This window comes from Mesorhizobium sp. 8 (assembly GCF_006351905.1).
GTDB classification, from domain to species: domain Bacteria; phylum Pseudomonadota; class Alphaproteobacteria; order Rhizobiales; family Rhizobiaceae; genus Mesorhizobium; species Mesorhizobium composti.
Map to the genome: position 1 here is coordinate 1300999 of NZ_CP040914.1, position 24785 is coordinate 1325783.

The window sequence follows — 24785 nt, forward strand, 5'->3', positions numbered from 1 at the left end:
GATGATTAACCCAGTCCTGGCAGACGCCGAACCGTCCGCCCGCTTCACCGGCTCGCTCGAGCGCCACTACACCACCAATGCGCTGGACAGCGATCGCGCCGTGGGTGACTGGTACACGCTGCTGCGCGGCTCGCTTCGGCACGAGTTCGGCGAGGCCGACGCCAATGCGGTCCTCGGCGCCGATTTCGAGGCCACGCGCCACGATACCGTCTCCATCGAGGACGACAGGGCGCTCGGCCTGTCGCTCACCGCTTTCCGGCGGCTGGAGACGGGGCTGGAGCTGAAAGGCACGCTGAGCTACCGCGTCACCAGCGACGGCGACGACCTCCCGATCGGGCCGGTTACGCTCGGCATGCGCACGCTCAAGCAGGTCGTCGCCGGCCATGGCCAGATCGGCATCGACCTCGGCAACGCCACCGCACTGATCCTCGAAGCGGGCGACAGCCTGGAAAGAGCCAGGCCGACGCGTTTCGAACACGACCTGCTTCCCGAAAGCCGGCTCGATCCCGACACCAACAGGTTCCAGCTTGCCGCCCGGATCACGCGCACATTCGGCCGCCTCGCGCTCGGTACTTCCGCCTCCGCGCTGCTGACGACGGTCGAACGGCTGGGCTCCCCGCCGGTCGGCGTGTCGTTCGAGCAATATGGCGCCCGCATGGAAGCGGCCTATACGGCTGCCGACGGCACGACGCTCGGCGCCGCCCTTGGCGTGGAACTGCTGGACGCTGCCGACGGACTTTACCGCCGGGTCCGTCCAGCGTGGCAACTGACCTTCGCCAAGCCGATCCCCCATGGCTTCAACCTGCGGGGAACCTATTTCGGCCGCTACGAGAGCACCGACAGCGACGATCCGCTGGCCTCGTGGCTGCAACGCGCCGAACTGGAAGGCAGCCTGCAGATACGGCCGGATTGGACCCTGGCGGCCGGCCTGTTTTGCGAAGTGAAGGAAAACCTGCTGTTCGAGAACAAGGAGCGTAGCCGCGGCTTCTACGCCGAAGCGACCTATCGGGTGACGCCTTCCACGTCGCTCGTTCTGCGGCTGGACGCCTCGCGGACCGAGAAGACTGTCATCGACGTCCGCGAAAGCACCGTCGACACGTTCGTCGGCCTGCGCGCGAAGCTTTGAACGTCCTCTCCACAACGTGAAAGGCAGGGGGCTTGCAAGGCCCCCTGCCCTTTCGATCCGGGTCTGCTCACCCGGAACGAGCGCTCAGTGCCGGCGACCCAGCTTGTAGGAGTGGTTGCCCTGCGACACGGCGTTGCCGACCGTACCGAGGATACCGCTCAGCACATTGGTGTTGTTCCCGTTCAGGATGCCCGACACGGTGTTGCCGCTGAGGATGGCATTGCCGCTCAGCACGTTGTTGAGCGCCGTGACATCGCCGAGCCCAATCGACGGCGAAATGTTGATCAGCCCGCTCGAAACGCCGGTGTTGCCTCCCGAACGGAACATGTTGGTGCTGCCTTTATGGCCGAAGCCACCGGCATAGGCACCCGCTGCCGAAAAGGAACAAACGGCGACGGTCAGTGCAAAAGCGTACTTCTTCATGACTACTCTCCTGTGTTGCCAATGTTTCCTTCCGTCCTTTGCAAGTATCTCCGCCATCTGTACTGCCTGTTCGATTTTGATATTTCAACTGAAAATTGAAAACAAAGACGAACACAACCAGTTTTCACATTTTTAACGCTAATGCTTTACCTTAAGCGGAATGGTTACCGCGCCGCTGAGTTCAGGTCGGCGGATCGATGCCAAAGACGGTCGCGGCTGCGACACTGGCCCCGCCGCTTTGACAGGCCTTCGCCAAGCGGATATCGAGGCCCGCCAACCTGCATTCGCGGCGAACCGGATGACGCGCTACAGAAACCTTGCCCTCCTGCTGATCGGCTTCACCCTGGCGATCGTCGTCGCGGAGGCGATCCTGCGTCTCGCCGACGCGCCGATCTCGGTCACCGATCGCAAGGGACCGGGAGAGATGATCGTCTTCCTCATCGCCCTGCCCATGCTGGTCTGGTTCTCGGTGGCTGTCGGCGGCGTCAATCCGCTAATCTGGTTCGGCGGCTACCTGCGCGATTGGCCCCGCATGCTGCGCGGCTTCCTGACCATGTTCCTGGTCGCGACGGCGACGATGATCGTCATCTATCTGGTGCTCGGCCTGACGGGGAAGGTGCAGTGGTCCGAGGAGGCCTGGCAGAATCTGACGCCGAAGATATGGTGGCGCACTGTCGTTTCCCTGCTGGTGGTCGTGGTGCTGGCGACGACGGAAGAAGCGATCTTTCGCGCCTTCATCCTGCGTTACCTGCGCTGGAAAGCGACGCTCGCCGTAACCGTGTCGGCGCTGCTCGTCTCGTCCGTGATCTTTTCCTTGTCGCACCTCATCGCATTGCTCGGTTCGGTGAACCAGCCGGACTATCTGCCGCTGCTGTTCGGCCTGTTCCTGTTCGGCTTCCTGATGGGCACCGTGTACCTCGTCACCGGTTCGCTCTCATGCTCGATTGGCCTGCACGCCGGCCTGCTCGGATTCAAGGTCTTCCTGCGGCGCACCGAGCTTCTCATCCAGCATGAAAGCTGGCTGACCGGTGGCTCCGACCTGCGCACCGGACCGGCCATGTGGGGATTGCTCCTGCTTGCGGCGCTTATCGTCTTTCTCTGCCGCAACTGGCTGTGGCCGCGCCTGTGGATCGAGAACGTCGTTTCCACCCGTCAGGATTCGCCCGAAGGACTCGGCTTCCGGCTGGCATCGAGGATCTAATCCCGCTCCTCCCAGCGCGCCAGGAATTCGTCTATCGACAGGCTCTGCATGTCGGGGATCGCCTCGGCGAGCCGCTCGAACGGCAAGTCCCACCAGGCGAGCGCCTCGATGCGGCGGGCGATATCTGCCGAAAAACGCTGTTTTAGAGGCTTCGCCGGTACACCGGCGACGATGGCGAAGGCAGCGACGTCACGTGTGACCACTGCGTTGGCACCGATGACAGCGCCGTTACCCACCGTCACGCCCGGCAGGATGACAGCGCCATGGCCGATCCAGACGTCGTGCCCGATCGTCACCGGCCTGCCGCGTCGCCGCTCCAGAAAATCTGAATCGACACCCAGCCCGCGAAAATACTCGTTCGGCCGATAGCTCACCTTGTGCGTTGTGAGACGTTCGACCGGATGCTCCAGCGCATTCAGGCGCGTGTTGGCGGCAATCGAGCAGAACTTGCCGATGCTGGTGTAGGCCGCCTCGGCGTGCCTTTCGAAATAGGAGAAATCCCCGACCGTCACTTCGCGCAGGATGACCCGCTCGCCGACGGCGGCATAGCGGCCGAGCCGGCAGCCCTTCAGCTCCGCCGTCGGATGGATGCGAGGCTCGGGTTGCCTGAGAAGCAGATGCGGGTCCATGGGCGGGCTTTACGACGCTTGATGAGGGCCAGCAAGAAGGCGTCAATTTTCAGAAATCTGAAGACACAGAATGTGCCGAAATTCAGGTCAGGCCGAGTCGAAAATGGTGGGTTTCGAGAACCGGAGCGGAGCGTACTTGTAGTACGTGAGCACCGGAAGCGGAGAAAGCCGCTATTTGCAGGCCGGCCCCACCTGAATTACGGCACATCCTACTGCGGCTTGCCCTTCGTCCATGTCACCTGCTGCCCGTAGAGCGGCACGCTGGTCAGCGCCATCTTGGCCGAGCCGTCCTGCACCTGCCGCGAATGGGAGAGATAGATCAGCGTGTCGTTGGCCTTGTCGTAGATGCGGTTCACCACCTGCTTCTTCCAGATCAGGCTGATGCCTTGCTTGAACACCTCCTCGCCACCTTTGCCGAGGTCGATATCGCCGATGGTGATCGGCCCGGTCTGCTGGCAGGAAATGGCGGAGTCGGACGGGTCCTCGAACCAGTTGCCCTTGCGCAGCCGGTCGATCACGCCGCGGTCGAAATAGGAGACGTGGCAGGTCACGCCGTCTACCTTGGGGTCCTTGATCGCTTCCACGATGATGTCGTTGCCGGTCCAGTCGACGCCGACCTTGCCGATCTCCTGCGCCAGTGCCGTACCGGCGCAAAGGACCAATGACGCCGCCGCCAGCCAGCCGATTCGTTTCAGCAATGGAGCCTCCTGTGGACGTGGGTGCTGGCGTCAGGTGGGTGGGCGGCCGGGCTTTTGCAAGCCGCCGTCTGCGACAATGGCTGCATGGTCCCCTCCTTTGCGCGGCGTGCCCGAACGGATAAGATCGCATCATGAAACCCGACCCGCTGTCTCGGCCAGTCCCATCGTCATTCGCCCGCCGGCCCCTTTGAGGCTGGCTAAGCGCGAAGCCCAACCGGATATTGTTCCATGATGCGCTCCATCCTGATCGGCATACTCGTGCTCATGGCCGCCGGCATCGGCTGGCTCACCTTCGACTGGTATCGCGGCCACTATGGCGGCGAGCCGTTCGGCGCGCCCTTCGCGCTGACCGACCAGAAGGGCCAGCCGATCACCGAGGCCGCCTTCCGCGGCCACCCGAGCGCGGTCTTCTTCGGCTTCACCCACTGCCCGGAAGTCTGCCCGACGACGCTGTTCGAGCTTGCCGGCTGGCTCAAGACCATCGGCGACGAGGGCAAGGACATCCATGCCTACTTCGTCTCCATCGACCCGGCACGCGACACGCCGGACGTGTTGAACACCTATGTCAGCAACTTCTCCGATCGCATCGTCGGCATCTCCGGTGACCCGGACAAGGTCTACGCCATGGCCAAATCCTTCGGCATCTACTGGAAGAAGGTGGACACCGGCGACGGTGACTATACGATGGACCATACGGCCTCCGTCCTGCTGCTCAACAGCAAGGGCGATTTCGCCGGCACCATCGCCTATGGCGAGAATGCCGACACGGCCATGACCAAGCTGAAGAACCTTGCCGCCAAGGGATAACGGATCGCTCCGATGGGACAGACCCGCCTTTACCTGACCGGCTCGAAGGCCGAGACCGACCGCATCTATGCCGCGCTCGACCTCGCCTTCGAGGACGACGGACTGCCGCTTGCCGTCATCGAGATCGACGAGGACGGCGACGTGCACGAAGTCTCGCTCTACGCCGAGGAGGACGTCGAGACGGTCGAAAACCGCATCCGCGACGTGCTGGCGGGGCTTTCGCTGTCACGCGCCGTGCAGCGCGAGGAGCTGCCCGACATCGACTGGGTGGCGAAGTCGCTCGAAGGGCTGCAGCCGGTTCGCGCCGGCGGTTTCTTCGTCCACGGCGCACACGACCGCGACAGGATCGAGGAAACCGATATCCCGATCGAGATCGAAGCAGGGCTCGCCTTCGGCACCGGCCATCACGGGACCACCGCCGGCTGCCTGGAAACCATCGCCCGCGTCGTGGCCGAGGAAAAGCCGGCCAATGCGCTCGATCTCGGCGCCGGCAGCGCAGTGCTCGCCATCGCACTCGCCAAGCTGGCCCGCATCCCCGTGCTGGCGACCGACATCGACCCGGTGGCGACGGACGTAGCCGAGGCGAACGTGCGGCTGAACGGTGTCGGTGACTTTGTGGAGACCGTCACCGCAACCGGCTTCGACCATCCCGTTTTCGCCGGGCGCGGCCCGTTCGCCCTCGTCGTCGCCAACATCCTCGCCGGACCGCTGATGGAACTGGCGCCCGCCATGGCCCGCAACGTTGCGCCGGGCGGTTCGCTGGTGCTCTCGGGCATCCTCGACCGGCAGGAAGATGGTGTTCTGGCCGCCTACACCGCGCAAGGCTTCCGCCACATCGACACACTGCACCGCGAAGGCTGGGTGACGATCCGCATGAAGCGGTGACCCGCTGGCCCAGCGCCGCCCGATTGTCAGCCGCTGCGCCTGCCGCTACGGTCGCGGCCCGTCAACCAGCGAGGCAAGCGGCAGCCATGTTCCAGACCTTCGATTCGGCCGGCGACCCGTCCGTCGGCAAGCCGCGCGTGGCGAAGCTGCGCGAATGGCTGGCGGCGCACGATCTCGATGGCTTCATCGTGCCGCGCGCCGACGAGCACCAGGGCGAGTACGTCCCGCCCCACGCCGCGCGGCTGAGATGGCTGACCGGCTTTTCCGGCTCGGCGGGTGCGGCCGTCGTGCTGAAGGACCGCGCCGTCATGTTCGTCGACGGCCGCTACCAGTTGCAGGTACGCCAGGAGACCGACCAGACTGTATTCACCGTCGAGAGCCTGATCGACAACCCGCCTGCTGCCTGGCTCAGGGACAATATCGGCAAGGGCGCGCGTATCGGCTTCGACCCGTGGCTGCATACCGTAGGCGAGGTCAAGGCGCTCAGGGCTTCGGCCGGCAAGGCCGGCGCCGAGCTGGTGCCGGTGGCGGAAAACCCTGTCGACGCGATCTGGGACGACCAGCCGGCGCCGCCGCTGGAGCCGGTCGAGATCCACCCCATAGCCTTCGCCGGCGAACTCGCCAAGGACAAGCTGGCCAGGCTCGCGGCAGCGATCGAAAAAGACGGCGCGACCCACGCCATCCTGACCGACCCTTCCTCCATCGCCTGGGCTTTCAACATCCGCGGCAACGACGTGCCGCACACGCCGCTGGCGCTCGGCTTCGCCATCCTGGCCGCTGACGGCAAGCACCAGCTTTTCATGGCCGGCAGGAAATTCTCGCGCACGGTCGCCGCCTACCTCACCCAGCTTGCCGACCTGCACGAACCGGCCGGCTTCGAGCCCGCCGTGGCGGCACTGGCCAAGGCCGGCGCGAGGATCGCGCTCGATCCCGCGCTGGCGGCGGAAAAGCTGCGGGCGCTGATCGCCGACAATGGCGGCACCGTCGTCGAGGCGCCGGACCCCGCCCGTATCCCGCGCGCGGTGAAGAACGCGGCGGAGATCGCCGGCAGCCGCGTCGCCCACCGTCGCGACGGCGCGGCCATGGCGAAGCTTCTCGCCTGGCTCGACCGCCAGGAGCCCGGCACCACCGACGAGATCTCCGTGGTGACGAAGCTGGAGGAATGCCGGCGCCGGACCGGCGAAGAAACCCAGATGCCGCTGCGCGACGTCTCCTTCGACACCATTTCCGGCGCCGGGCCGAACGGTGCCGTCATCCACTACCGCGTCTCGCGCGCCACGAACCGGCCGCTCGCCGACGGCGAGCTGTTCCTGCTCGATTCCGGCGCGCAATATCAGGACGGCACCACCGACATCACCCGCACGGTTCCCGTCGGTCGGCCGAGCGAGGAGATGCGCGAGCGCTGCACGCTGGTGCTGAAGGGCCTGATCGCCCTTTCGATGTTGCGCTTTCCCGCCGGCACGCGCGGCTCCGAGATCGACGCCATGGCGCGCATGGCGCTGTGGCGGCATGGCCTCGACTACGCCCACGGCACCGGCCATGGCGTCGGCTCCTACCTCGCCGTGCACGAAGGCCCGCAGCGCATCGCCAAGACTGGCACGGAAAAGCTGCTGGAAGGCATGATGCTCTCCAACGAGCCCGGCTACTACAAGGAAGGCGCCTACGGCATACGGCTAGAGAACCTCATCCTCGTCACCCCGGCAGAGCCTGTCGAGGGCGGCGACATCGCCATGCACGCCTTCGAGACGCTGACGCTGGCGCCGTTCGACCGCCGGCTCATCAAGCCGCATCTCCTGACCCGCGACGAACTGCACTGGCTGGACCAGTATCACGCCCGCGTGCTGGCCGAGATCGGCCCGATGCTGGACGGCGAGACGCTGGCCTGGCTGGAAGCCGCCTGCGCGCCGTTTCCGCAGGAAGAGAAGGGGTGATGACCGAATTCGTCGGTGCGTCCTTCGAGGCGAGCTCCGCTCGCACCTCAGGATGAGGGAGGCAGGGTGCCAACGCAATCTACCGAGGTTTGCACCAAACGGTCCTCATCCTGAGGTGCGAGCGGAGCTCGCCTCGAAGGACGCAGTGAAAATCAAGCCACGAACTGCCTCAGCGCGACCAGCACGACCGCACCCGCCAGAAACATCGACATCAGGCCGCCGCGCAAGGCGACCAGCGTCGCGACAATGACGGCGGCCCATTCGGCCGGCCCGGCGTCCAGCATGGCCGGCGCCACCAGCGTCGTCAGCACGGCCGCCGGCACGGCGTTCAGGCCCGCCTCGACGCGCGGATGGATATTCTCGAAGCGCGAAATGACGAGATGGCCGCCTATGCGCGTCAGGTAGGTCGCCACCGCGGCGGCAATCGTGATCCAGAAGATCGTGCTCATGGCCGCGCCTCCCGCTTGCCCGAGGATGGCATCAGCGCGGCGAAGACGACGCCGGCGAAGGCGCCCACGGTGACGTGCCACGGCGAACCGATAGTCTTGTAGGCAAGGATCGAGGCGACGGCGCTGGCCACCACCACCGGCAGCCACAGCGGCCGCTTGCGAAAGCCCATCACCAGGCCGAGGAAGTAGATCGGCAGCAGGAAATCGATACCCAGCGCATGCGTGTCGGGGATCATCTGGCCGAAGAAGGCGCCGAGCGCCGTCAGGATGTTCCAGGACACATAGACCGGCAGCGCGGCCCCCATATAGAAGGCGAAGCCGACCTTGCGTCCGCTCTCGGCCTTGCTCTCGGCGATGGCGTATTGCGGATCCGTCAGGATGAAATAGCCTACCGCCTGCTGGAGGAGCGGCCAATGCGCCAGGTGCCGGCCGATCGCCGCCGAATAGAGCACATGGCGGAAATTGACGGCGAAGATCGACAGCACGATCAACCATGGTGCCACATGCTGGCCGAACAGTTCGATGCCGACCATCTGGCTGGCGCCGCCGAACACCGCAGCGCTCATGAGGAAGGCCTCGAAGACGGTGAAGCCGTTACCCACGGCCAGCGCGCCGAACAGCATGGCGAAGGGGCCGGACGCCACCACAACGGGGATGCTCAGCCTGAAGCCTTCCCAGAAGTCGCCTGTGGCCGGCGAGCGTTCGGCAGTAGCCTGCGATGACATTGGATTTCTTCCTTTGGGAGCGCCGTATGTAGGGACGGCGGCCGGCCGTGTCACACGAATTCGCTTGAGCCAAACGATCAGCGGAAGTGATGCCGTGTCAGGAGCGGCGTCAGGATCGGGCCACCCTGCCCTCGATCGCCCGCCCCCAGTCGAGCAGCGGCCGCGCGCGCCGGACGAAATCGAACAGCTCGTCGGCAAGCGCCGGCGAATGGATGCGCCCCGGCTCGATCTCATGGCGCACGACGAAATGGCGGTTGCGCACCGCCGCCGCCAGATCCGGCTCGGTCACCGCCTCGAAACCGCGCGGCGCCCGCTTCAGCTGCCCCTCGGCGCCGATCTCCAGCCCGTTCTTCTTGAGCGCCGAGACCATCGCGCGAAAGACCTTCGGCTTTTCCACGATCGCCATGCGCATGGCTTGTAGAAGCGGCGGTGCCGGCTGCCACCATGCCACGGCCGCGAAACAGCGTTCCAGCCCGACATGGACGAAGAAGACGCCCTGCTCCATCTTGGTGCCGTCCGGCGACAGGATCGCCGACACGTGGTCGGTATAGGGCCGCTTGTCCTTGGAAAAGCGCACGTCGCGGTTGATGCGGAACTGCGATCTTTTCCGGTCACCCCTGAGGGCAATCCCGGCCTCGCCGAAACGCTCGCTCAGAACGTCGATCAGGTCGCCCAGCGGCTCGCGCAGGTCCTGCTCGAACAAAGCGCGGTTTTCCTGGAACCACTCCCGGCTCTGGTGGAAATTCAGCGCCTTGAGGAAGGGAAGCACCTTCTCGCCGAAACCGTTGAATTGAGCGGCCATCAACTGCGTCCAACCCGCTCGAGCCACGCATCCTCGTCGATCACCTCGATGCCGAGTTCGGTCGCTTGCTTCAGCTTGGAGCCGGCGCCCGGCCCCGCCACCACGAGGTCGGTCTTGGCCGACACCGAGCCGGCTACCTTGGCGCCCAGCCGCTCGGCCATGGCCTTTGCTTCGGAGCGCGTCATCTTCTCCAGCGAGCCGGTGAACACCACCGTCTTGCCGGCGACGACGCTTTCAGCCGAGACCGTAACGACGTAGGGCTTCGGCCGGACCTCGGCCAGCAGCGCGTCCAGCACCGCGTCGTTGCGCTCGTTGCCGAAGAAATCGCGCAGCGCCCCGATCACCGTGTCGCCGATGCCGTTGACGGAGGGGAACACCGTATGCGGGTCCTCGGCCGCCGCCGTCTCCTTGCCGACGCGAATCCATTCCTCGACGGTCGAGAAGGTGCGGGCGAGCACCGCCGCCGTGGTCTCGCCGATGTGGCGGATGCCGAGGGCGAAGATGAAGCGGTCGAGTTCCGGCTCACGGCGCGCGTCGATGGCGGAAAACAGCTTGTCGAGGCCCTCGAAATTGCGCTGGTCGGCGCTGCGCACGTTCTTGCGCTCCTTGCCCGACGCCGCCTCGCGCAGTCTTGCCTGCTCCTCGCGGCGCGTGGCCAGCGCCTGCTGTGCCTCGGCCCGGCGGTTCTTCAGCGTAAAGATATCGGCGGCGGTCCTGATCAGCCCGGCATTGAAGAACAGGTCGATATTTTCCGCCCCCAGCCCCTCGATATCAAAAGCGCCGCGCGACACGAAATGGCGCAACCCCTCCACCGCCTGTGCCGCGCAGATCAGTTCGCCGGTGCAGCGCCGGCGCGAATCCTCCTTGCCCGTCTTCTCGTTGATCTCGCGCGTCGCCGGCGAACCGCAGACCGGGCAGGTATGCGGCATCCGATAGGGTTCGGCCGTCGGCGGGCGCTTGTCGAGCAGGACGTCGACGATCTGCGGGATGACGTCGCCGGCGCGCTGGATGACGACTGTGTCGCCGATACGAATGTCCTTGCCGTCACGGATTAGCTGACCGGTGGAATCGATGCCGGCAATGTAGTCCTCGTTGTGTAGCGTGACGTTTTCGACAGTGACACCACCCACCGTCACCGGGTCGAGCCGTGCGACGGGGGCGAGTGTGCCTGTGCGGCCGACCTGGATGTCGATCTCCCTCAACGTCGTCGTCGCCCGCTCGGCCGGAAACTTGTGGGCGATGGCCCAGCGCGGTTCGCCGGTGACGAAGCCCCAGCGCCGCTGCAATTCCAGCTGGTCGACCTTGTAGACGACGCCGTCGATGTCATAGCCGAGCGACGACCGCTGTTCCTCGATCAGCCGGTATTGGGCGATCAGCTCGTCCACCGATTTCGCCCGCACCATCAGCGGGTTGACCCTGAAACCCCAGTCGCCGAACTTCTGCACCGCCTCGTATTGCGTCGGCGCCGGGTCCTGGGTGGTGAAGCCCCAGGCATAGGCGAAGAATTTCAGGTTGCGGCTGGCGGTGACGGAGGCATCCTTCTGCCGCAGCGAGCCCGCCGCCGTGTTGCGCGGATTGACATAGTCCTGCCCGCCGGCCGCCGCCGAGCGCGCCTTCAGCGCCTCGAACTCGGCATAGGTCATGTAGACCTCGCCGCGAATCTCGATCACGTCCGGCCAGCCGGAACCTTTCAGCCGGTGCGGTATGTCGGCGATGGTCTTCAGGTTCGCGGTGATATCCTCGCCGACGGCTCCGTCGCCGCGCGTCGCGCCCTGCACGAACACGCCGTTCTCGTAGCGCAGCGAGGCCGACAGGCCGTCGATCTTCGGTTCGGCGGTGAAGGCGATGTTGAAGTCCTTGTCCCGCTCGAAGAAGCGCTTCGCCCGCTCAAGAAAATCGACCACGTCCTGGTCCGCATAGGCCTTGGCCAGGCTGAGCATCGGCACCGCGTGGCGCACCTTGGCAAAACCCTCGGCCGGCGGCGCGCCGACCTTTTGCGAGGGAGAATCCTCACGAACCAAATGAGGAAAACGGTCCTCGATGGCATCGTTGCGCCGGCGCAGCGCATCATATTCGGCGTCCGAAATCGTTGGCGCATCTTCCGTGTGGTAGCGCCGGTCATGCCCGGCGATCTCAGCGGCCAGACGTTCCAGTTCGGCCGCGGCTTCGCTTTCGCTGAGGTCTTCGACGGGCTTTTCGGACATTGCTCTGCTTCCTCGGATATCGGGCGCCACCATAGAGCAGGATCAATCGGCGCGGGAGCCGGAATTAGGGAAGATGCCACGCAAACAGCAGGATGGCCCCGCTTGCTGACTCACGCTGACAGGGACCGTTTGGCGGCAAAATCGTCAGGATACCGCCGTGTTTTCCCTCAGCAGGCGCTCGGCGGCGGCGCGGGCTTCTTCGGTGATGGTGGCGCCGGCAAGCATGCGGGCGATCTCCTCCTGCCGCGCGGCGCGATCCATCTCGGCGATGCCCGTCGCCACCCGGTCGGCGCCGCCAGCCTTGGAAATAAGGAAATGCGTCGCCGCACGCGCCGCCACCTGCGGCGCATGGGTGACGGAAAGCACCTGTACCCGCCCCGCCAGCCGCGCCAGCCGCTGGCCGATGGCATCGGCCACCGCGCCGCCGACGCCGGTGTCGATCTCGTCGAAGACCAGCGTCGGCGCCGAGCCGCGATCGGCCAGCGCCACCTTGAGCGCCAGCAGGAAGCGCGAAAGCTCGCCGCCGGACGCCACCTTCATCATCGGCCCCGGCCGCGTGCCGGGATTGGTGCGCACCCAGAACTCGACCTGGTCGATGCCTTCCTCCATGCGGCTGTCCGGCTCGCTGGAAAGCTCGACGATGAACTCGGCGCGCTCCAGCTTGAGCGCCGGCAGCTCGGCCATCACCGCCCTGGCAAGGCCGGTCGCGGCACCATGGCGCTGCGCCGAGAGCTGGGCGGCCGCCTCGTCATAGGCCTGTCGCGCAGCGGCGGCCTGCTTTTCCAGCCCATGCAGCTTTTCCTCGCCGGCATCGAGGTCGGCAAGGTCGGCGGCCATGGCGTCGCGCAACTGCGCCAGGTCGTCGACGGCGACATTGTGCTTGCGGCCGGCGGCGCGCAGTGCGAACAGCCGCTCCTCCGTCCTCTCCAACTTCTCGGGGTCGTATTCGGTGGCGCGCAGTGCCGCCTCGACGCCCGATTGCGCGGCGTCGAGCGAGATCATCGCCTCGTCCAGCGACTTCACCACCTCGTCGAGCAGGCCGGGCACCTCCCCCGCCTTGCGCTGCAGCCGGCGCAGCAGCGCCGCAAGCTGCGGCAGCGGCGACGCCGGGCCGGACAGCACGTCCTCGGCGTCCTTGATCTCGGCGGCGATCTTTTCCGAGCGCATCATGACGGCGCGCTGTTCGGCGAGGTCGGTTTCCTCGCCGGGCTCGGGATCGAGCTGGGCAAGCTCGGCCACCGCCGCGCGCAGGTAGTCGGCCTCACGCGCCGCCGCTTCCACCCTCGCTCTGTGGCGGGCAAGCTCGCTCTCGCAGGAACGCCAGTGGCGCCACGCCTCGCCGACGGCGCGCACCGAGCCGAAATGGCCGCCGAAAGCGTCCAGCAGGTCGCGATGCGCGGCCGGGTCGACCAGCGCGCGCTCGTCGTGCTGGCCGTGGATCTCGACCAGTGCATGGCCGATAGCGCGCATCAGCGCGACGCTGGCCGGCTGGTCGTTGACGAAGACGCGCGTGCGCCCGTCCGCCGTCTGCACGCGGCGCAGGATGATGTCGCCGTCGTCCTCGATGGCGTTGTCGGCGAGGATGGCTCGGGCCGGATGGTTGCGCGGCACGTCGAAGACGGCGATCACCTGGCCCTGGGTGGCGCCGTGGCGCACCAGCGAGGCGTCGCCGCGCGCGCCGAGCGCCAAGGACAGGGCGTCGAGCAGGATGGACTTGCCCGCGCCCGTCTCGCCCGTCAGCACCGACAGGCCGGACGAGAAATCGATGTCCAGCTTCTCAATCAGGACGATATCGCGAATCGACAGTCTGGAGAGCATCGGCGCTCTATACCATCATACGCCGCCGGCGTGATGCCGCCGACGTCTCTGGATCAGGCGTCGCCGCCGATGATGAGCTTGCCGGCCTTGGAAATCCACGAGCCGGCGTTCTCGCGCGGCTGCAAGCCCTTGCTCTGCAACAGCTTGTAGGAATCCTTGTACCACTGGCTGTCCGGATAGTTGGTGCCGAGCACCGCCGCCGCCGTCTGCGCCTCGTCGGTCAGGCCCATCGCGTAATAGGCTTCCGTCAGGCGCGCCAGCGCTTCCTCGATGTGGCGCGTGTTGGAGTAATTCTCGACCACGGTGCGGAACCGCTTGATGGCGGCGATGTATTCGCGCCGTTCCAGATAATAGCGGCCGATCTGCATCTCCTTGCCGGCGAGCTGGTCGTTGGCGAAGCGGATCTTCGCCTTGGCGTCCTCGACATATTCGGAATCGGGCCAGCGCTGCACCAGGTCCTGCATCGCCTGGATCGTCTGGCGGGCTTCCTTCTGGTCCTGGGTGACGTCCTTGATCTGCCGGTAGTAGGACAGCCCGATGATGTATTCCGCGTAGGCCGCGTCCTCGGTCGACGGATAAAGCGTCAGATACCGCTTGGCCGAGGAAATGGCGTCGTCGTAATTGCCCTGGCGGTAGTTGGCGAAGGCGCCCATGACCATGGATTTGCGGGCGGCTTCCGAATAGGGGTGCTGGCGGTCGACCGCCGCGAACTTCTTGCTCGCCTCGTTCAGCCTTCCGGCGTTCATGTTGGCGAGGCCCTGATTGTAGAGCACGTCGGCCGGTTCCGTCTGGTCGACATAGGTGGAGAGGTCGACGTCCTTCTCCGACATGCAGCCGGACAGCAGCAGTGGCGCGGTCGCGGCCAAGGCAAGGACCAGAGACTTCGCCGGCGCGGTCGTCTTGTCGGCTTTGTTGAACAGCATAATCGGTTCTCGCCCTCTACCGAATGTCTCCCGAAAGTGGCCCCTGTCCCGGGAAAGACATACGTAAAATCAAAAAGCTAAAGCGTACCGGGCGATTCTGAAAGATCGCGACACGCTTTAGGCGCCTTGTCGATCGTCGGCGCGCAGCCATAGACCATAACCGCATCGCGCGGCAACGCCATGACCCGGCAATCGCACATTTTTATGGCTTTTTGCAAAGCGCACGCTTTCGCGCCATTTCCTCGGCCGGTGATGCAACGGGGCAACAGCCCGGCCGGCGACGGACGTGAAGCGGGAGATCAGAGGATCCAGGGCGCATGCAGCGGCGCACTCACCGCTTTCATCTCGGCGCCGCGGCCGCGTTCGCGCCGGGTCGTCTCGACGATCTCGAACGCCGAGCGGTCGGACAGCAGGCGCCGCAAGGCGGCGGCGTTGAGCCGGTGGCCGCCGCGATAGGAGCGGAAGCAGCCGATGAAGCAGGCGCCTGCCAGCGCAAGGTCGCCCATGGCGTCGAGCGTCTTGTGGCGCGCGAATTCGTTCGGGAAACGCAGGCCGCCCATGTTGATGACCTTGTGGTCGTCGCCGATGACCAGCGAGTTCTCCAAGGAGGAACCGAGCGCGTAGCCGGCGGCCCACAGCCGCTCGACGTCCTTCATGAAACCGAAGGTGCGGGCGCGCGCGATGTCGTGGCGGAAGACGTCGGCATTGATGTCGGAAGCGAATTTCTGCCGGCCGATGGCCGGGCTCTCGAAATCGATCTCGACCTCGAAACGCGTGCCGTCGTAAGGCCGGAACTCGGCCCAGGAGGCACCGTTCTCGATGCGCACCGGCTTGACGATGCGGATGAAGCGGCGCTTGACCGCCTGGGTTTCGATGCCAGCAAGGTCGATGGCCTCAACGAAGGGCATGGAACTGCCGTCAAGGATCGGCACTTCGTTGCCGTCGATTTCGATGACCAGATTATCGATGCCGAGCCCGAACACCGTCGCCATGAGATGCTCGACGGTGGCGACATGAGGACCGTCCGGATTGCCGAGCATCGTGCACAGGTCGGTCGCGCCGACTTCCGAAACCAGAGCACGCAGCTCACGCACCTGGCCATCATTGCCGGCGAGATGGAAGACGATCCCAGTATCGGCGTCGGCGGGAAGAAAATGGATCGAAACGGGCTTGCCGCTATGGACTCCGGTGCCGGAAAGAGTCGCGCGCGTTTTCAGGGTCGTCTGATAGTCGTTCAAAATGATCCCCATATGCCCGCGCGCTTCGGTCGGCCATGCCGACTCCCGGTCGTAATCTGCGATCGAAGCTGTTCGTCTGTTGGTACCGCGCCAGACCTCCACCCCAAGAGAAAATCCGCGCCGCTTATAAGATGCCGCGAAGATAAGCACGCCGCAGGCATCCTCCAAATCACGCTTTCTTACTTTTTGTAACGACGAAGCCGATTACACCCCGCATCATAAGCAATTGTTTTAAAACGACAATAAAAGAAAGCGGGCAAACGGTCTCCCGTTTGCCCGCTTACGATCGTCGCAATGCGCTTTCGATCAGTTGGCCTGGCGGCGCAGGAAGGCCGGAATCTCCAGCTGATCGTCCTCGTGAGTCGCGCGCGGCTGTGCGGCGATGCGGCCATGATCGTCGAGCTGGCCACGGCGCGGCGCGTAAAGCTGCGCGTCCTGCGGCGCGAGACGGCGCACTTCCGGAGCCGCCTGGCGCAGCTTCGGCTCGCGCGGCTGCGCGGGCTGCAGGCGTGCCGGCTCTTCCTCGCGGCGGGTCAGGCCGGTCGTCAGGCGCTTGAGAAGCCCCATCGGTCCGCGATCCTCATGATCAATCGGGTTGGTCTTGGCCTCGACCTCGGCCTTCACCACCGGCGGGAAATCCTCGACGCGCGGCATGCGCTGCGGTGCCGCGGCAACCGGCTGCGGAGCGGGCTCCAGGCGCGGCTGGTGGACAGGCGCGGCCATCGGCTGCGGCTGCATCTGCGGCTGGGCCGGCGGCGCCTGGAAGATGCGGTTCTGCGGATGGATGTCGTCGGCCGGCTGGTGCGCCGGAGCCGGGCGGGCCTGCGCCATCGCGGCGGCGTTGGCTTCGGCCTGCTGGATCGCTTCGGCCACCGGATCGGCGGCGCGCGGCTGCTGCACCGCCGGCTGCGCCGCGGCCGGACGCTCATCGGTTACCGGCCGACCGGCCGGCTTCGGCTGCGCCGGACGGATGGCGATCGGCGCGGCGGCGATCTGCTCGGCCGTCTTGTCGATGCCGGTGGCGACGACCGACACACGGATGACGCCTTCCAGTTCCTCGTCGAAGGTGGCGCCCAGGATGATGTTGGCGTCCTGGTCGACCTCCTCGCGGATACGGGTCGCGGCTTCGTCCACCTCGAACAGGGTCAGGTCCCGGCCGCCGGTGATGGAGATCAGCAGGCCCTTGGCGCCCTTCATCGAGGTCTCGTCGAGCAGCGGGTTGGCGATCGCGGCCTCGGCCGCGGCCATCGCCCTGCCCTCGCCGGAAGCCTCGCCGGTGCCCATCATGGCCTTGCCCATCTCGCGCATGACCGAACGCACGTCGGCGAAATCGAGGTTGATGAGGCCTTCCTTGACCATCAGGTCGGTGATGCAGGCGACGCCCGAATAGAGCACCTGGTCGGCCATGGCGAAGGCGTCGGCGAAGGTGGTCTTGTCGTTGGCCAGCCGGAACAGGTTCTGGTTCGGGATGACGATCAGGGTGTCGACGCACTTCTGCAGTTCCTCGATGCCGAGGTCCGCCGTCTTCATGCGGCGCTGGCCTTCGAAGTGGAACGGCTTGGTCACCACGCCGACGGTCAGGATACCCTTCTCGCGGGCAGCGCGGGCAACGACGGGAGCGGCACCCGTGCCGGTGCCGCCGCCCATGCCGGCGGTGACGAAGCACATATGGGTGTTGGACAGGTGGTCGATGATCTCGTCGATGCACTCCTCGGCGGCGGCGCGGCCGACTTCAGGCTGGGAGCCGGCGCCGAGCCCTTCGGTGACATGCGCGCCGAGCTGGATCAGGCGCTCGGATTTCGACATGGTCAACGCTTGGGCATCTGTGTTGGCCACCACGAATTCGACCCCGCGCAAACCGGCGGTGATCATGTTGTTGACCGCGTTGCCGCCGCCGCCGCCGACACCGAAAACGGTGATGCGGGGCTTCAGCTCGGTGATGTCCGGCTTTTGCAGATTGATGGTCATTGTTCCTCGTCCTTTGTCTTTCCCGCCGCTTCGCCGCTGCGGCCGCCTATGGGGCTGTCCCCGTCAAACTTAAAAACTGTCTCTCAACCACTGACTTACGCGCTGTAACCGCCCCCCGGTTCCCGTCATCCTGAAGCGGAAACCGCCGAAAGCCGCCTGGCTTTCGAAACTCGCCATCTGCTGCGGATAGATGAGCAGGCCGACCGCCGTGGAAAACGCCGGCCCCTTGGCCGCTTCCGGCAGGCCGGCGACGCCGAGTGGGCGGCCGACGCGCACGTTGCGGCCGAGCACGCGCCGCGCGGCTTCCGGCAGGCCGGCAAGCTGGCTGGCGCCGCCCGTCAGCACGACGCGCTTGCCGACCGCGTTGCCGAAGCCGGACTTGTTGATGCGCTCACGCAGGATTTCCAGCGTCTCGTCGACGCGGGCGCGGATGATGCGCGTCATCACCGCGCGCGGGATTTGCAGCGGCGCCTCGCCGTCCTCGCCGATCGGCTGGATGCTGATGACGTCGCGGTCGTCGGCGATGCCGGGCAGAGCCGAACCGTGCATGACCTTGAGCCGTTCCGCCGCCTCCAGCGACGTGGACAGGCCCTTGGCCAGATCCAGCGTGACATGGTTGCCGCCGACGGGAACAGAGTCGCCATGGACGAACTTGCCTTCGGCGAAGATCGAGATCGTGGTGGTGCCGCCGCCCATGTCGATGCAGGCAGCCCCCATCTCCAGTTCGTCGTCCACCAGCGAGGCCAGGCCGCTGGCATAGGGCGTCGCCACCATGCGCTCGACCGAAAGATGCGAGCGGTTGATTGCGAGCTCGATGTTGCGCAAGGGCGCGGCATCACCCGTCACGACATGCATGTCCACGCCCAGCGTCTCGCCGACCATGCCGCGCGGATCGCGCACGCCGCGTTCGGCGTCGAGCGAGAAGGCCACCGGCAGCGAATGGATCACCTCGCGCTCGGCCTTCAACGCCTGCTTGGCGCCGGCAGCCAGCACGCGGCCGATGTCGGCTTCGTCGACCTCGTGTCCGCCGAGATTGATGGTGGCGGCGAAGGTGTCGCTCCTCAGGCGGCCGGCCGTCATGTTGACGATCAGCGAATCCACCGTCAGCCCGGCCATGCGCTCGGCCGCGTCGACGGCCAGCCGGATCGCATGCTCGGCGCGGTCGAGATCGACCACGACGCCCGACTTCACGCCCTGCGACTTCTGGTGGCCGATGCCGATCACGCGGGCGCGATGCGAGCGGCCGCGCAGCAGATTGCCGTCATCGCACGGCTTGAGCTGCGCCACCACGCAGCAGACCTTGCTGGAGCCGACATCCAGCACCGTCAGAACGCCGGAGCGGCGCGCGGCGGCATCGCCATGGGAGCCGAGCCAGTTCATATCTTGCGCTCCAGCTTGCGCGTCGCCGCCTTGGGCTTGTTCTTCAGCGCCGCGACGCGCGCCTCGGCGGCATCGGGCGACAGCTGCACGACCAGCCGGTCGGCGATGCGCATGTCGACGGCGACGATGTCGCGCGACAGAAGACCCTTGTCGTGATCCAGCCGGACCAGGTCGGCGATCGCCTGATCCTCGCCGCTTTCCGGCAGCTTGACGGTGACGCCGTTGTCCAGTTTCAAATCCCAGCGCCGTTCGCCGACGCGGATATAACCCTTCACCCGAGCCGCCAGTTCGGGATAGCGACCGATCCTGGCCATCAGGTCCGGCGCATATTGCGGCGCGCCGACGCCGACCAGCAGCGGCAGCTCTGCCTGCTTGCCGCCCGAATAGGGCGCGATGATGCGGCCGTCCTTCTCGATGACGGAAAGCTCGCGGCCCTGTTGCCAGATGGCAAAGGCCTGACGCTCGTCGACGCGGACTTCCAGCGTGTGCGGATAGACCTTGCGCACCGCCGCCTGCTCGACCCACGGCAGCGAGGCGATGCGCTCGCGCGCGGCCTCGGCATCGAAGCCGATCAGCGACGTCCAGCCGTCCAACCCGAGCTTGTCCAGCACGTCGATCTCGGACGTCTGGCGGTTGCCCACCACCTTGATCTGGTCGACGGCGAAGCCGGTGCGCGCCGTCACCCCTTGCACGAAGCCGTCGAGATGACCGCCGAGATAGCCGCCATAGGTGGCGCTCGAAGCCAGGAGCACGGCGGAAAGGACAGCCGCCGAGAACGGCGGCGCGGAGAAATCGTCCTCGCCGAGACGCGCGATGAGGCGCACCGGCCGGCGCAGCCAGCGCGGTAACACGAAACGCTCGAACGAGGGGAACGTGCCAAAAGCCGGGCGACGGCCCGCGCCCCTCCTGCTTTCCTGTCCCCACCTCAACGCAGGCACGAAGCGTCCTCCACCATCCAACTCAACAGATCGCCGAACGAATGTCCCGCATGCGCGGCGATTTCAGGCACCAGAGACGTCGGCGTCATGCCCGGCTGGGTATTGATCTCCAGCCACACGACCTCGCCATTTTCCGAATGGCGGTCGTCGTAGCGGAAGTCCGACCGGGAGACGCCCCGGCATCCCATAGCTTGATGAGCCTTGAGCGCCAGTGTCAGTATTTTTTGGTAAATATTCGGTGAAACTTTCGCGGGGCATTCGTGTTTTGAGCCGCCCGCGACATATTTCGAGTCGTAATCGTAGAAGGCGTGACCGGTCGGGATGATCTCGGTAACGCCCAACGCCACATCGCCCATCACCGCGCAGGTCAGCTCGCGTCCGTGCACGTAGCGCTCGACCATGACCGCGGAGCCGTACTTCCACTCGGTCGAGGAGATGACCTGCGGCGGATGCGACTGCCCTTCCTTGACGATGACGACGCCGAAGCTCGAGCCCTCGTTCACCGGCTTGACCACGTAGGGCGGCTTCATCGGATGCTCGCCGCCGATGGAGAAACGATCAATGATCTTCGATTCGGCGACCGGGATTCCCGCCGCCTTGGCGATCTTCTTGGCCTGCCCCTTGTTCATCGCCAGCGCCGAGGCCAGCACGCCCGAATGCGTATAGGGGATGGCGAGATACTCGAGGATGCCCTGGATGGTGCCGTCCTCGCCGAAGGGCCCATGCAGCGCATTGAAGGCGACGTCCGGCTTGAGGTCCGCCAGCACCGAGCCGACATCGCGGCCGGCATCGATGCGGGTCACCCGATAGCCCTCCGCCTCCAGCGCATCCGCGCATGCCGTGCCGGACGACAGCGACACCGGGCGCTCGGACGAAAACCCTCCCATGAGGACAGCGACATGCTTCTTCATACGCCGGTGATCCCCTCTCGCGGCGGCCTACACTCCTGTTTCCCGATTCAGAGTCCGAGTCTTCCGGCAGGTGCCCCCTCCAGACGGAAAACGCGCCGTACGCGACGCACGACTCAAATCAGGAAACGCTTCAGGGCAGAGAATCAGAGAGTTGATTCCGTGGCAAGTCCTTAAGATTCCGAGAGATTCACTTTATGGAAAAAATCGGAAAAATTTCCGGACCTGAGTCCCTAGAGCAACTGGCCGAGGAACTCCTGAACCTCGCGTCCCGGCCGGAAGGCGCCGGTGCGCTTGATCTCCCAATGCAACCGGACGCCGGAGTTTTCCAGCACCCGCGCGCGTACGGTTTCACCCAGAAATTCAAGGTCGTAGCCGGTGGCGTTACCGGTGTTGATCATGAAGTTGCAGTGCATGGGCGACATCTGCGCGCCGCCGACCATCAGGCCTCGGCAGCCGGCCTCGTCGATCACTTTCCAGGCCGAATGGCCTTCCGGGTTCTTGAAGGTGGAGCCGCCGGTCTTCTCGCGGATCGGCTGCACCGTCTCGCGATGATGCTGGACGGCGTCCATCGCCGCCCTGATGGCGTCCTTGTCTTCCGCATAGCCTTCGAACACGGCTGACGTGAAGATCAGCCCGGCCGGAGCCGAGGAGTGCCGGTAGGCGTAGCCCATCTCGGCATTGGACAGGACATGGAGATTACCCTGCCGGTCGAGCGCGCGCACCTCGACGACACGCTCGCGCGTCTCCACGCCATTGGCGCCGGCGTTCATCCTGAGCGCCCCGCCTAGGGCGCCCGGAATGCCGTGATAGAAGTGGAAGCCGCCGATGCCGGCCTCCAGCGCCGCCGCCGCCAGCCGCTTGTCGGGAAGTGCGGCACCGGCGCGGATGCGCGTCGGCGACACGACTTCCGCCTCGCCGAAGCCCTTCGCCGAAAGCCTGACGACGAAGCCCTCGATGCCGCCGTCGCGCACCAGAAGGTTGGAGCCGATGCCGACGATGGTGAGCGGGATGTCCCGCGGCACCGCCTTCAGGAAGGCGGCGAGATCGTCCTCGTCGGCCGGCTGGAACAGCGCGTCCGCCAGGCCGCCGGCACGGAACCAGGTGATCTTGTCCATCTCGGCGTTTGGCGTGATACGGCCGCGCAAGGTCGCGAGCCGGTCGCCCAGCGAGGCAAGGAGCTTTTCACCGCGCGTCATGAGGCTCCTGCCTCCGCCAGTTCCTTCGGCAGCGCGTAGGCCCATTGGGTGATGTTGCCGGCACCGAGGAAGATGACGAAGTCGCCGGGTTTTGCGATCTCGCGCACGATCGGCGCGATCGCCTGCGGCCCCTCGATGTAGCGCGCGTCGCGATGGCCGCCGGCGCGGATGCGCGCCACCAGCGTCTCGCCGGTCACGCCCTCGATCGGGTCTTCGCCGGCCGTGTAGACCGGCGCCACCATCACCGTATCGGCGTCGTTGAAGCAGGCGGCGAATTCGTCGAACAGGTCGTGCAGGCGGGTGAAGCGATGCGGCTGGGCAATCGCCACGATGCGCCCCTTGGTGGCGTCGCGCGCCGCCTTCAGCACCGCCTTGATCTCGACCGGATGGTGGCCGTAGTCGTCGAACACCTCGACGCCGTTCCACGATCCGGTGTGGGTGAAGCGCCGCTTGACCCCGCCGAAGGACGACAGGCCCTTGCGGATGTCCTGCTCCGAAATGCCGAGTTCGTTGGCGACCGCGATTGCCGCCGTGGCGTTGGAGACATTGTGACGGCCCGGCATCGGCAGGCGCAGGCCGGCGATGGTCTTGTCCGCGCCGCTCTTGCGGTTGCGGATCGTCACGTCGAACAGGGAAGCGGCGCCATCCATGCGGTGGTTGATGAAGCGTACGTCGGCCTGCGCGTTGCCGCCATAGGTGACGACGCGGCGGTCGCCGATGCGCGAGACCAGCGCCTGTACCTCCGGGTGGTCGGTGCACATGACGCCGAAGCCGTAGAACGGCACGTTCTCGACGAACTGGCGGAATGCTTCGCGCACCGCGTCGAAGGAACCGTAGTGGTCGAGGTGCTCGGGATCGATGTTGGTGACGACGGCGATGTCGGCCGGCAGCTTGAGGAAGGTGCCGTCGCTCTCGTCGGCCTCCACCACCATCCAGTCGCCGGCGCCCATGCGCGCATTGGTGCCGTAGGCGTTGATGATGCCGCCGTTGATGACGGTGGGGTCGAGCCCGCCGGCTTCGAGCAGCGTCGCCACCATGGAGGTGGTCGTCGTCTTGCCGTGCGTGCCGCCGATGGCGACGGCATTGCCGAAACGCATCAGTTCGGCCAGCATTTCGGCCCGGCGCACCACCGGCAGAAGCTTTTCGCGCGCGGCCATAAGTTCCGGGTTCGATTTCTTGATCGCGGTCGAAACCACCACGACCTCGGCGTCGCCGAGGTTTTCAGCCCTGTGGCCGACGAAGCACTCGATGCCCTTTTCGCGCAGGCGCTGCACGTTAGCGCCGTCGGCCTGGTCCGAACCCTGCACCTTGTAGCCGAGGTTGTGCAGTGCCTCGGCGATACCGCTCATGCCGATGCCGCCGATGCCGATGAAATGCACGAGGCCAATGGTCTGCGGCATCTTCATGCGCGCTCTTCCTTCCTGAACGTCTCTACGGATTTGCGCGCTGCAATAGCCTCTGCGAGGTCGGCAAGCAACCGCGTGGCGTCGGGCTTGCCGGCGGACTTCGCCGCCGCAGCCATTTTCGCCAGGCGCGCCGGATCGTTCATCAGCGCGCCGATCAGTTCGGCGATGCGCCCGGGCGCCAGCGTCGATTGCGGGTGCACCTCCGCCCCGCCCGCCGCCGCAAGCGCCGCCGCATTGGCCGCCTGGTCATGGTCGAGCGCATGCGGATAGGGCACCAGCAGCGCCGGCCGGCCGACGACGGCGATCTCCGAGACGGTGGAAGCGCCGGAGCGCGACAGCACCAGATGCGACGCCGCCATGCGGGCGGCCATGTCGGTGAAGAAGGGAGAGACCTCGGCCGTGACGCCGAGTTCGCCATAGGCGGCCTTCACCCGCTCCGCGTCGTCGGCGCGTGCCTGCTGGGTGACGACCAGCCGCGCGCGCTCGGCCGGCGAAAGCAACTTGATCGCGGCGGGCACGGCATCGGAAAAGAACTGTGCGCCCTGGCTGCCGCCGAACACCAGCAGCCGGAACGGCGCACTGCCTTCGGCCGGTAAATAGGGTTGCGCCGACGCCTCGATAACCGCCGGGCGCACGGGATTGCCCGTCGTCACCGTCTTGCCGGCGAACGCGCCCTGCCCTTGCGGCAGGAAACCGCCGGCGATCGCGTCGACACGCGCAGCCAGCGCCCGGTTGGCGCGGCCCATCACCGCGTTCTGCTCATGGATCAGGCTCGGCACCTTGCGGCGTGTCGCGGCATAGACGGGCGGCAGCGTCGGATAGCCGCCGAAGCCGACGACCGCCGCCGGTTTTGTCCGCGCGATGACGGCCGAAGCCTGCCTGACGCCGCGCCAGATCGCCCACAGCGCGCGCGCCAGCGCCAGCGGATTCTTCGAACCGATGGTGGCCGAGCCGACGGTATGCACGGCGTCCGCCGGAAAGCTGCCGGTGAAGCGGCCGACGCGCTCGTCGGTGACGAGATGCACGCTCCAGCCGCGTGCCTCCAGTTCATGCGCCAGCGCCTCCGCCGGGAACAGGTGGCCGCCGGTGCCGCCGGCGGCGAGAAGGATGGGACCCTTTGCCATCGT

General features: G+C 66.1%; 22 protein-coding genes. 5 read left to right on the forward strand and 17 right to left on the reverse strand.

Annotated features, from left to right (window positions below):
* The first annotated feature begins 1 nt into the window (after position 1).
* Positions 2–1126, forward strand: coding sequence for a hypothetical protein (locus FGU64_RS06165; protein WP_139951329.1), 1125 nt, complete (start codon positions 2–4; stop codon positions 1124–1126).
* Between the two features lie 84 nt (positions 1127–1210).
* On the opposite strand, the gene FGU64_RS06170 is transcribed toward FGU64_RS06165, so the two are convergent.
* Entirely contained in the window at positions 1211–1549 is a 339-nt protein-coding gene (locus FGU64_RS06170) for a hypothetical protein (protein ID WP_136352920.1), read from the reverse strand.
* A 298-nt stretch (positions 1550–1847) separates the two neighbouring features.
* On the opposite strand from FGU64_RS06170, the gene FGU64_RS06175 reads away from it, so the two are divergent.
* Positions 1848–2750: a CPBP family intramembrane glutamic endopeptidase gene (locus FGU64_RS06175; protein WP_180375641.1), complete on the forward strand. Its 903-nt coding sequence runs from the start codon at positions 1848–1850 to the stop codon at positions 2748–2750.
* Here the strand turns inward: FGU64_RS06175 and FGU64_RS06180 are convergent.
* Together FGU64_RS06180 and FGU64_RS06185 are read right to left on the reverse strand one after the other, a co-directional pair.
* The gene (locus tag FGU64_RS06180) at positions 2747–3379 is read right to left on the reverse strand and encodes a DapH/DapD/GlmU-related protein (RefSeq protein ID WP_139951334.1); all 633 of its coding nucleotides are present in this window, start codon (positions 3377–3379) and stop codon (positions 2747–2749) included. The genes FGU64_RS06175 and FGU64_RS06180 overlap by 4 nt on opposite strands.
* A 209-nt stretch (positions 3380–3588) precedes the next feature.
* Positions 3589–4077 (reverse strand): CreA family protein, encoded by a 489-nt coding sequence (locus FGU64_RS06185; RefSeq protein WP_139951336.1) that lies wholly within the window; start codon positions 4075–4077, stop codon positions 3589–3591.
* 228 nt (positions 4078–4305) lie between these two features.
* Between FGU64_RS06185 and FGU64_RS06190 the strand changes: the two genes are divergently transcribed.
* From FGU64_RS06190 to FGU64_RS06200, 3 genes are all read left to right on the forward strand, one after another.
* The gene (locus FGU64_RS06190; RefSeq protein ID WP_139951338.1) at positions 4306–4884 is read left to right on the forward strand and encodes an SCO family protein; all 579 of its coding nucleotides are present in this window, start codon (positions 4306–4308) and stop codon (positions 4882–4884) included.
* A gap of 12 nt (positions 4885–4896) precedes the next feature.
* A complete protein-coding gene (locus tag FGU64_RS06195) occupies positions 4897–5769 on the forward strand; it encodes a 50S ribosomal protein L11 methyltransferase (RefSeq protein WP_136352910.1) in 873 nt (290 codons plus the stop codon).
* An 86-nt stretch (positions 5770–5855) separates the two neighbouring features.
* Positions 5856–7700: an aminopeptidase P family protein gene (locus FGU64_RS06200; RefSeq protein WP_139951340.1), complete on the forward strand. Its 1845-nt coding sequence runs from the start codon at positions 5856–5858 to the stop codon at positions 7698–7700.
* Between the two features lie 152 nt (positions 7701–7852).
* On the opposite strand, the gene FGU64_RS06205 is transcribed toward FGU64_RS06200, so the two are convergent.
* The 14 genes from FGU64_RS06205 to murG form a co-directional block, all read right to left on the reverse strand.
* Positions 7853–8149 (reverse strand): AzlD family protein, encoded by a 297-nt coding sequence (locus FGU64_RS06205; protein WP_139951342.1) that lies wholly within the window; start codon positions 8147–8149, stop codon positions 7853–7855.
* Entirely contained in the window at positions 8146–8874 is a 729-nt protein-coding gene (locus FGU64_RS06210; protein ID WP_139951344.1) for an AzlC family ABC transporter permease, read from the reverse strand. The genes FGU64_RS06205 and FGU64_RS06210 overlap by 4 nt, the downstream gene beginning before the upstream one ends.
* 109 nt (positions 8875–8983) lie before the next feature.
* Complete coding sequence (locus FGU64_RS06215; RefSeq protein ID WP_139951346.1) at positions 8984–9676, reverse strand: TIGR02453 family protein; 693 nt, start codon at positions 9674–9676, stop codon at positions 8984–8986.
* A complete protein-coding gene (gene ligA, locus FGU64_RS06220) occupies positions 9676–11880 on the reverse strand; it encodes an NAD-dependent DNA ligase LigA (protein WP_139951348.1) in 2205 nt (734 codons plus the stop codon). The genes FGU64_RS06215 and ligA overlap by 1 nt, the downstream gene beginning before the upstream one ends.
* Positions 11881–12024: 144 nt before the next feature.
* On the reverse strand, positions 12025–13698 hold the full coding sequence (gene recN, locus FGU64_RS06225; RefSeq protein ID WP_139951350.1) for a DNA repair protein RecN: 1674 nt from the start codon (positions 13696–13698) through the stop codon (positions 12025–12027).
* Between the two features lie 53 nt (positions 13699–13751).
* Complete coding sequence (locus FGU64_RS06230; protein ID WP_136352895.1) at positions 13752–14621, reverse strand: outer membrane protein assembly factor BamD; 870 nt, start codon at positions 14619–14621, stop codon at positions 13752–13754.
* Positions 14622–14920: 299 nt separating this feature from the next.
* On the reverse strand, positions 14921–15871 hold the full coding sequence (gene lpxC / locus FGU64_RS06235; RefSeq protein ID WP_139951352.1) for a UDP-3-O-acyl-N-acetylglucosamine deacetylase: 951 nt from the start codon (positions 15869–15871) through the stop codon (positions 14921–14923).
* A gap of 294 nt (positions 15872–16165) precedes the next feature.
* The gene (ftsZ, locus tag FGU64_RS06240) at positions 16166–17827 is read right to left on the reverse strand and encodes a cell division protein FtsZ (protein WP_136352891.1); all 1662 of its coding nucleotides are present in this window, start codon (positions 17825–17827) and stop codon (positions 16166–16168) included.
* Positions 17828–17896: 69 nt separating this feature from the next.
* Entirely contained in the window at positions 17897–19207 is a 1311-nt protein-coding gene (ftsA, locus tag FGU64_RS06245; protein ID WP_136352889.1) for a cell division protein FtsA, read from the reverse strand.
* A complete protein-coding gene (locus FGU64_RS06250; protein WP_139951354.1) occupies positions 19204–20145 on the reverse strand; it encodes a cell division protein FtsQ/DivIB in 942 nt (313 codons plus the stop codon). The genes ftsA and FGU64_RS06250 overlap by 4 nt, the downstream gene beginning before the upstream one ends.
* Positions 20133–21056 (reverse strand): D-alanine--D-alanine ligase, encoded by a 924-nt coding sequence (locus FGU64_RS06255; RefSeq protein WP_139951356.1) that lies wholly within the window; start codon positions 21054–21056, stop codon positions 20133–20135. The genes FGU64_RS06250 and FGU64_RS06255 overlap by 13 nt, the downstream gene beginning before the upstream one ends.
* A 230-nt stretch (positions 21057–21286) precedes the next feature.
* A complete protein-coding gene (gene murB, locus FGU64_RS06260) occupies positions 21287–22252 on the reverse strand; it encodes a UDP-N-acetylmuramate dehydrogenase (protein WP_139951358.1) in 966 nt (321 codons plus the stop codon).
* Positions 22249–23658: a UDP-N-acetylmuramate--L-alanine ligase gene (gene murC / locus FGU64_RS06265; RefSeq protein WP_139951359.1), complete on the reverse strand. Its 1410-nt coding sequence runs from the start codon at positions 23656–23658 to the stop codon at positions 22249–22251. Before murC ends, murB begins: the two co-directional genes overlap by 4 nt.
* Complete coding sequence (murG, locus tag FGU64_RS06270) at positions 23655–24782, reverse strand: undecaprenyldiphospho-muramoylpentapeptide beta-N-acetylglucosaminyltransferase (RefSeq protein ID WP_139951361.1); 1128 nt, start codon at positions 24780–24782, stop codon at positions 23655–23657. The genes murC and murG overlap by 4 nt, the downstream gene beginning before the upstream one ends.
* Between the last annotated feature and the right edge of the window lie 3 nt (positions 24783–24785).

Coding starts and splice junctions, on each gene's coding strand:
- ftsZ (WP_136352891.1), bottom strand. CDS start 17,827: ATGACCATCAATCTGCAAAAGCCGGACATCACCGAGCTGAAGCCCCGC.
- murB (WP_139951358.1), bottom strand. CDS start 22,252: ATGACGCGCGGTGAAAAGCTCCTTGCCTCGCTGGGCGACCGGCTCGCG.
- FGU64_RS06190 (WP_139951338.1), top strand. CDS start 4,306: ATGATGCGCTCCATCCTGATCGGCATACTCGTGCTCATGGCCGCCGGC.
- lpxC (WP_139951352.1), bottom strand. CDS start 15,871: ATGGGGATCATTTTGAACGACTATCAGACGACCCTGAAAACGCGCGCG.
- FGU64_RS06165 (WP_139951329.1), top strand. CDS start 2: ATGATTAACCCAGTCCTGGCAGACGCCGAACCGTCCGCCCGCTTCACC.
- FGU64_RS06205 (WP_139951342.1), bottom strand. CDS start 8,149: ATGAGCACGATCTTCTGGATCACGATTGCCGCCGCGGTGGCGACCTAC.
- FGU64_RS06230 (WP_136352895.1), bottom strand. CDS start 14,621: ATGCTGTTCAACAAAGCCGACAAGACGACCGCGCCGGCGAAGTCTCTG.
- FGU64_RS06210 (WP_139951344.1), bottom strand. CDS start 8,874: ATGTCATCGCAGGCTACTGCCGAACGCTCGCCGGCCACAGGCGACTTC.
- FGU64_RS06170 (WP_136352920.1), bottom strand. CDS start 1,549: ATGAAGAAGTACGCTTTTGCACTGACCGTCGCCGTTTGTTCCTTTTCG.
- murC (WP_139951359.1), bottom strand. CDS start 23,658: ATGAAGATGCCGCAGACCATTGGCCTCGTGCATTTCATCGGCATCGGC.
- FGU64_RS06215 (WP_139951346.1), bottom strand. CDS start 9,676: ATGGCCGCTCAATTCAACGGTTTCGGCGAGAAGGTGCTTCCCTTCCTC.
- ftsA (WP_136352889.1), bottom strand. CDS start 19,207: ATGAACTGGCTCGGCTCCCATGGCGATGCCGCCGCGCGCCGCTCCGGC.
- FGU64_RS06175 (WP_180375641.1), top strand. CDS start 1,848: ATGACGCGCTACAGAAACCTTGCCCTCCTGCTGATCGGCTTCACCCTG.
- murG (WP_139951361.1), bottom strand. CDS start 24,782: ATGGCAAAGGGTCCCATCCTTCTCGCCGCCGGCGGCACCGGCGGCCAC.
- FGU64_RS06255 (WP_139951356.1), bottom strand. CDS start 21,056: ATGAAGAAGCATGTCGCTGTCCTCATGGGAGGGTTTTCGTCCGAGCGC.
- FGU64_RS06200 (WP_139951340.1), top strand. CDS start 5,856: ATGTTCCAGACCTTCGATTCGGCCGGCGACCCGTCCGTCGGCAAGCCG.
- FGU64_RS06195 (WP_136352910.1), top strand. CDS start 4,897: ATGGGACAGACCCGCCTTTACCTGACCGGCTCGAAGGCCGAGACCGAC.
- FGU64_RS06180 (WP_139951334.1), bottom strand. CDS start 3,379: ATGGACCCGCATCTGCTTCTCAGGCAACCCGAGCCTCGCATCCATCCG.
- recN (WP_139951350.1), bottom strand. CDS start 13,698: ATGCTCTCCAGACTGTCGATTCGCGATATCGTCCTGATTGAGAAGCTG.
- ligA (WP_139951348.1), bottom strand. CDS start 11,880: ATGTCCGAAAAGCCCGTCGAAGACCTCAGCGAAAGCGAAGCCGCGGCC.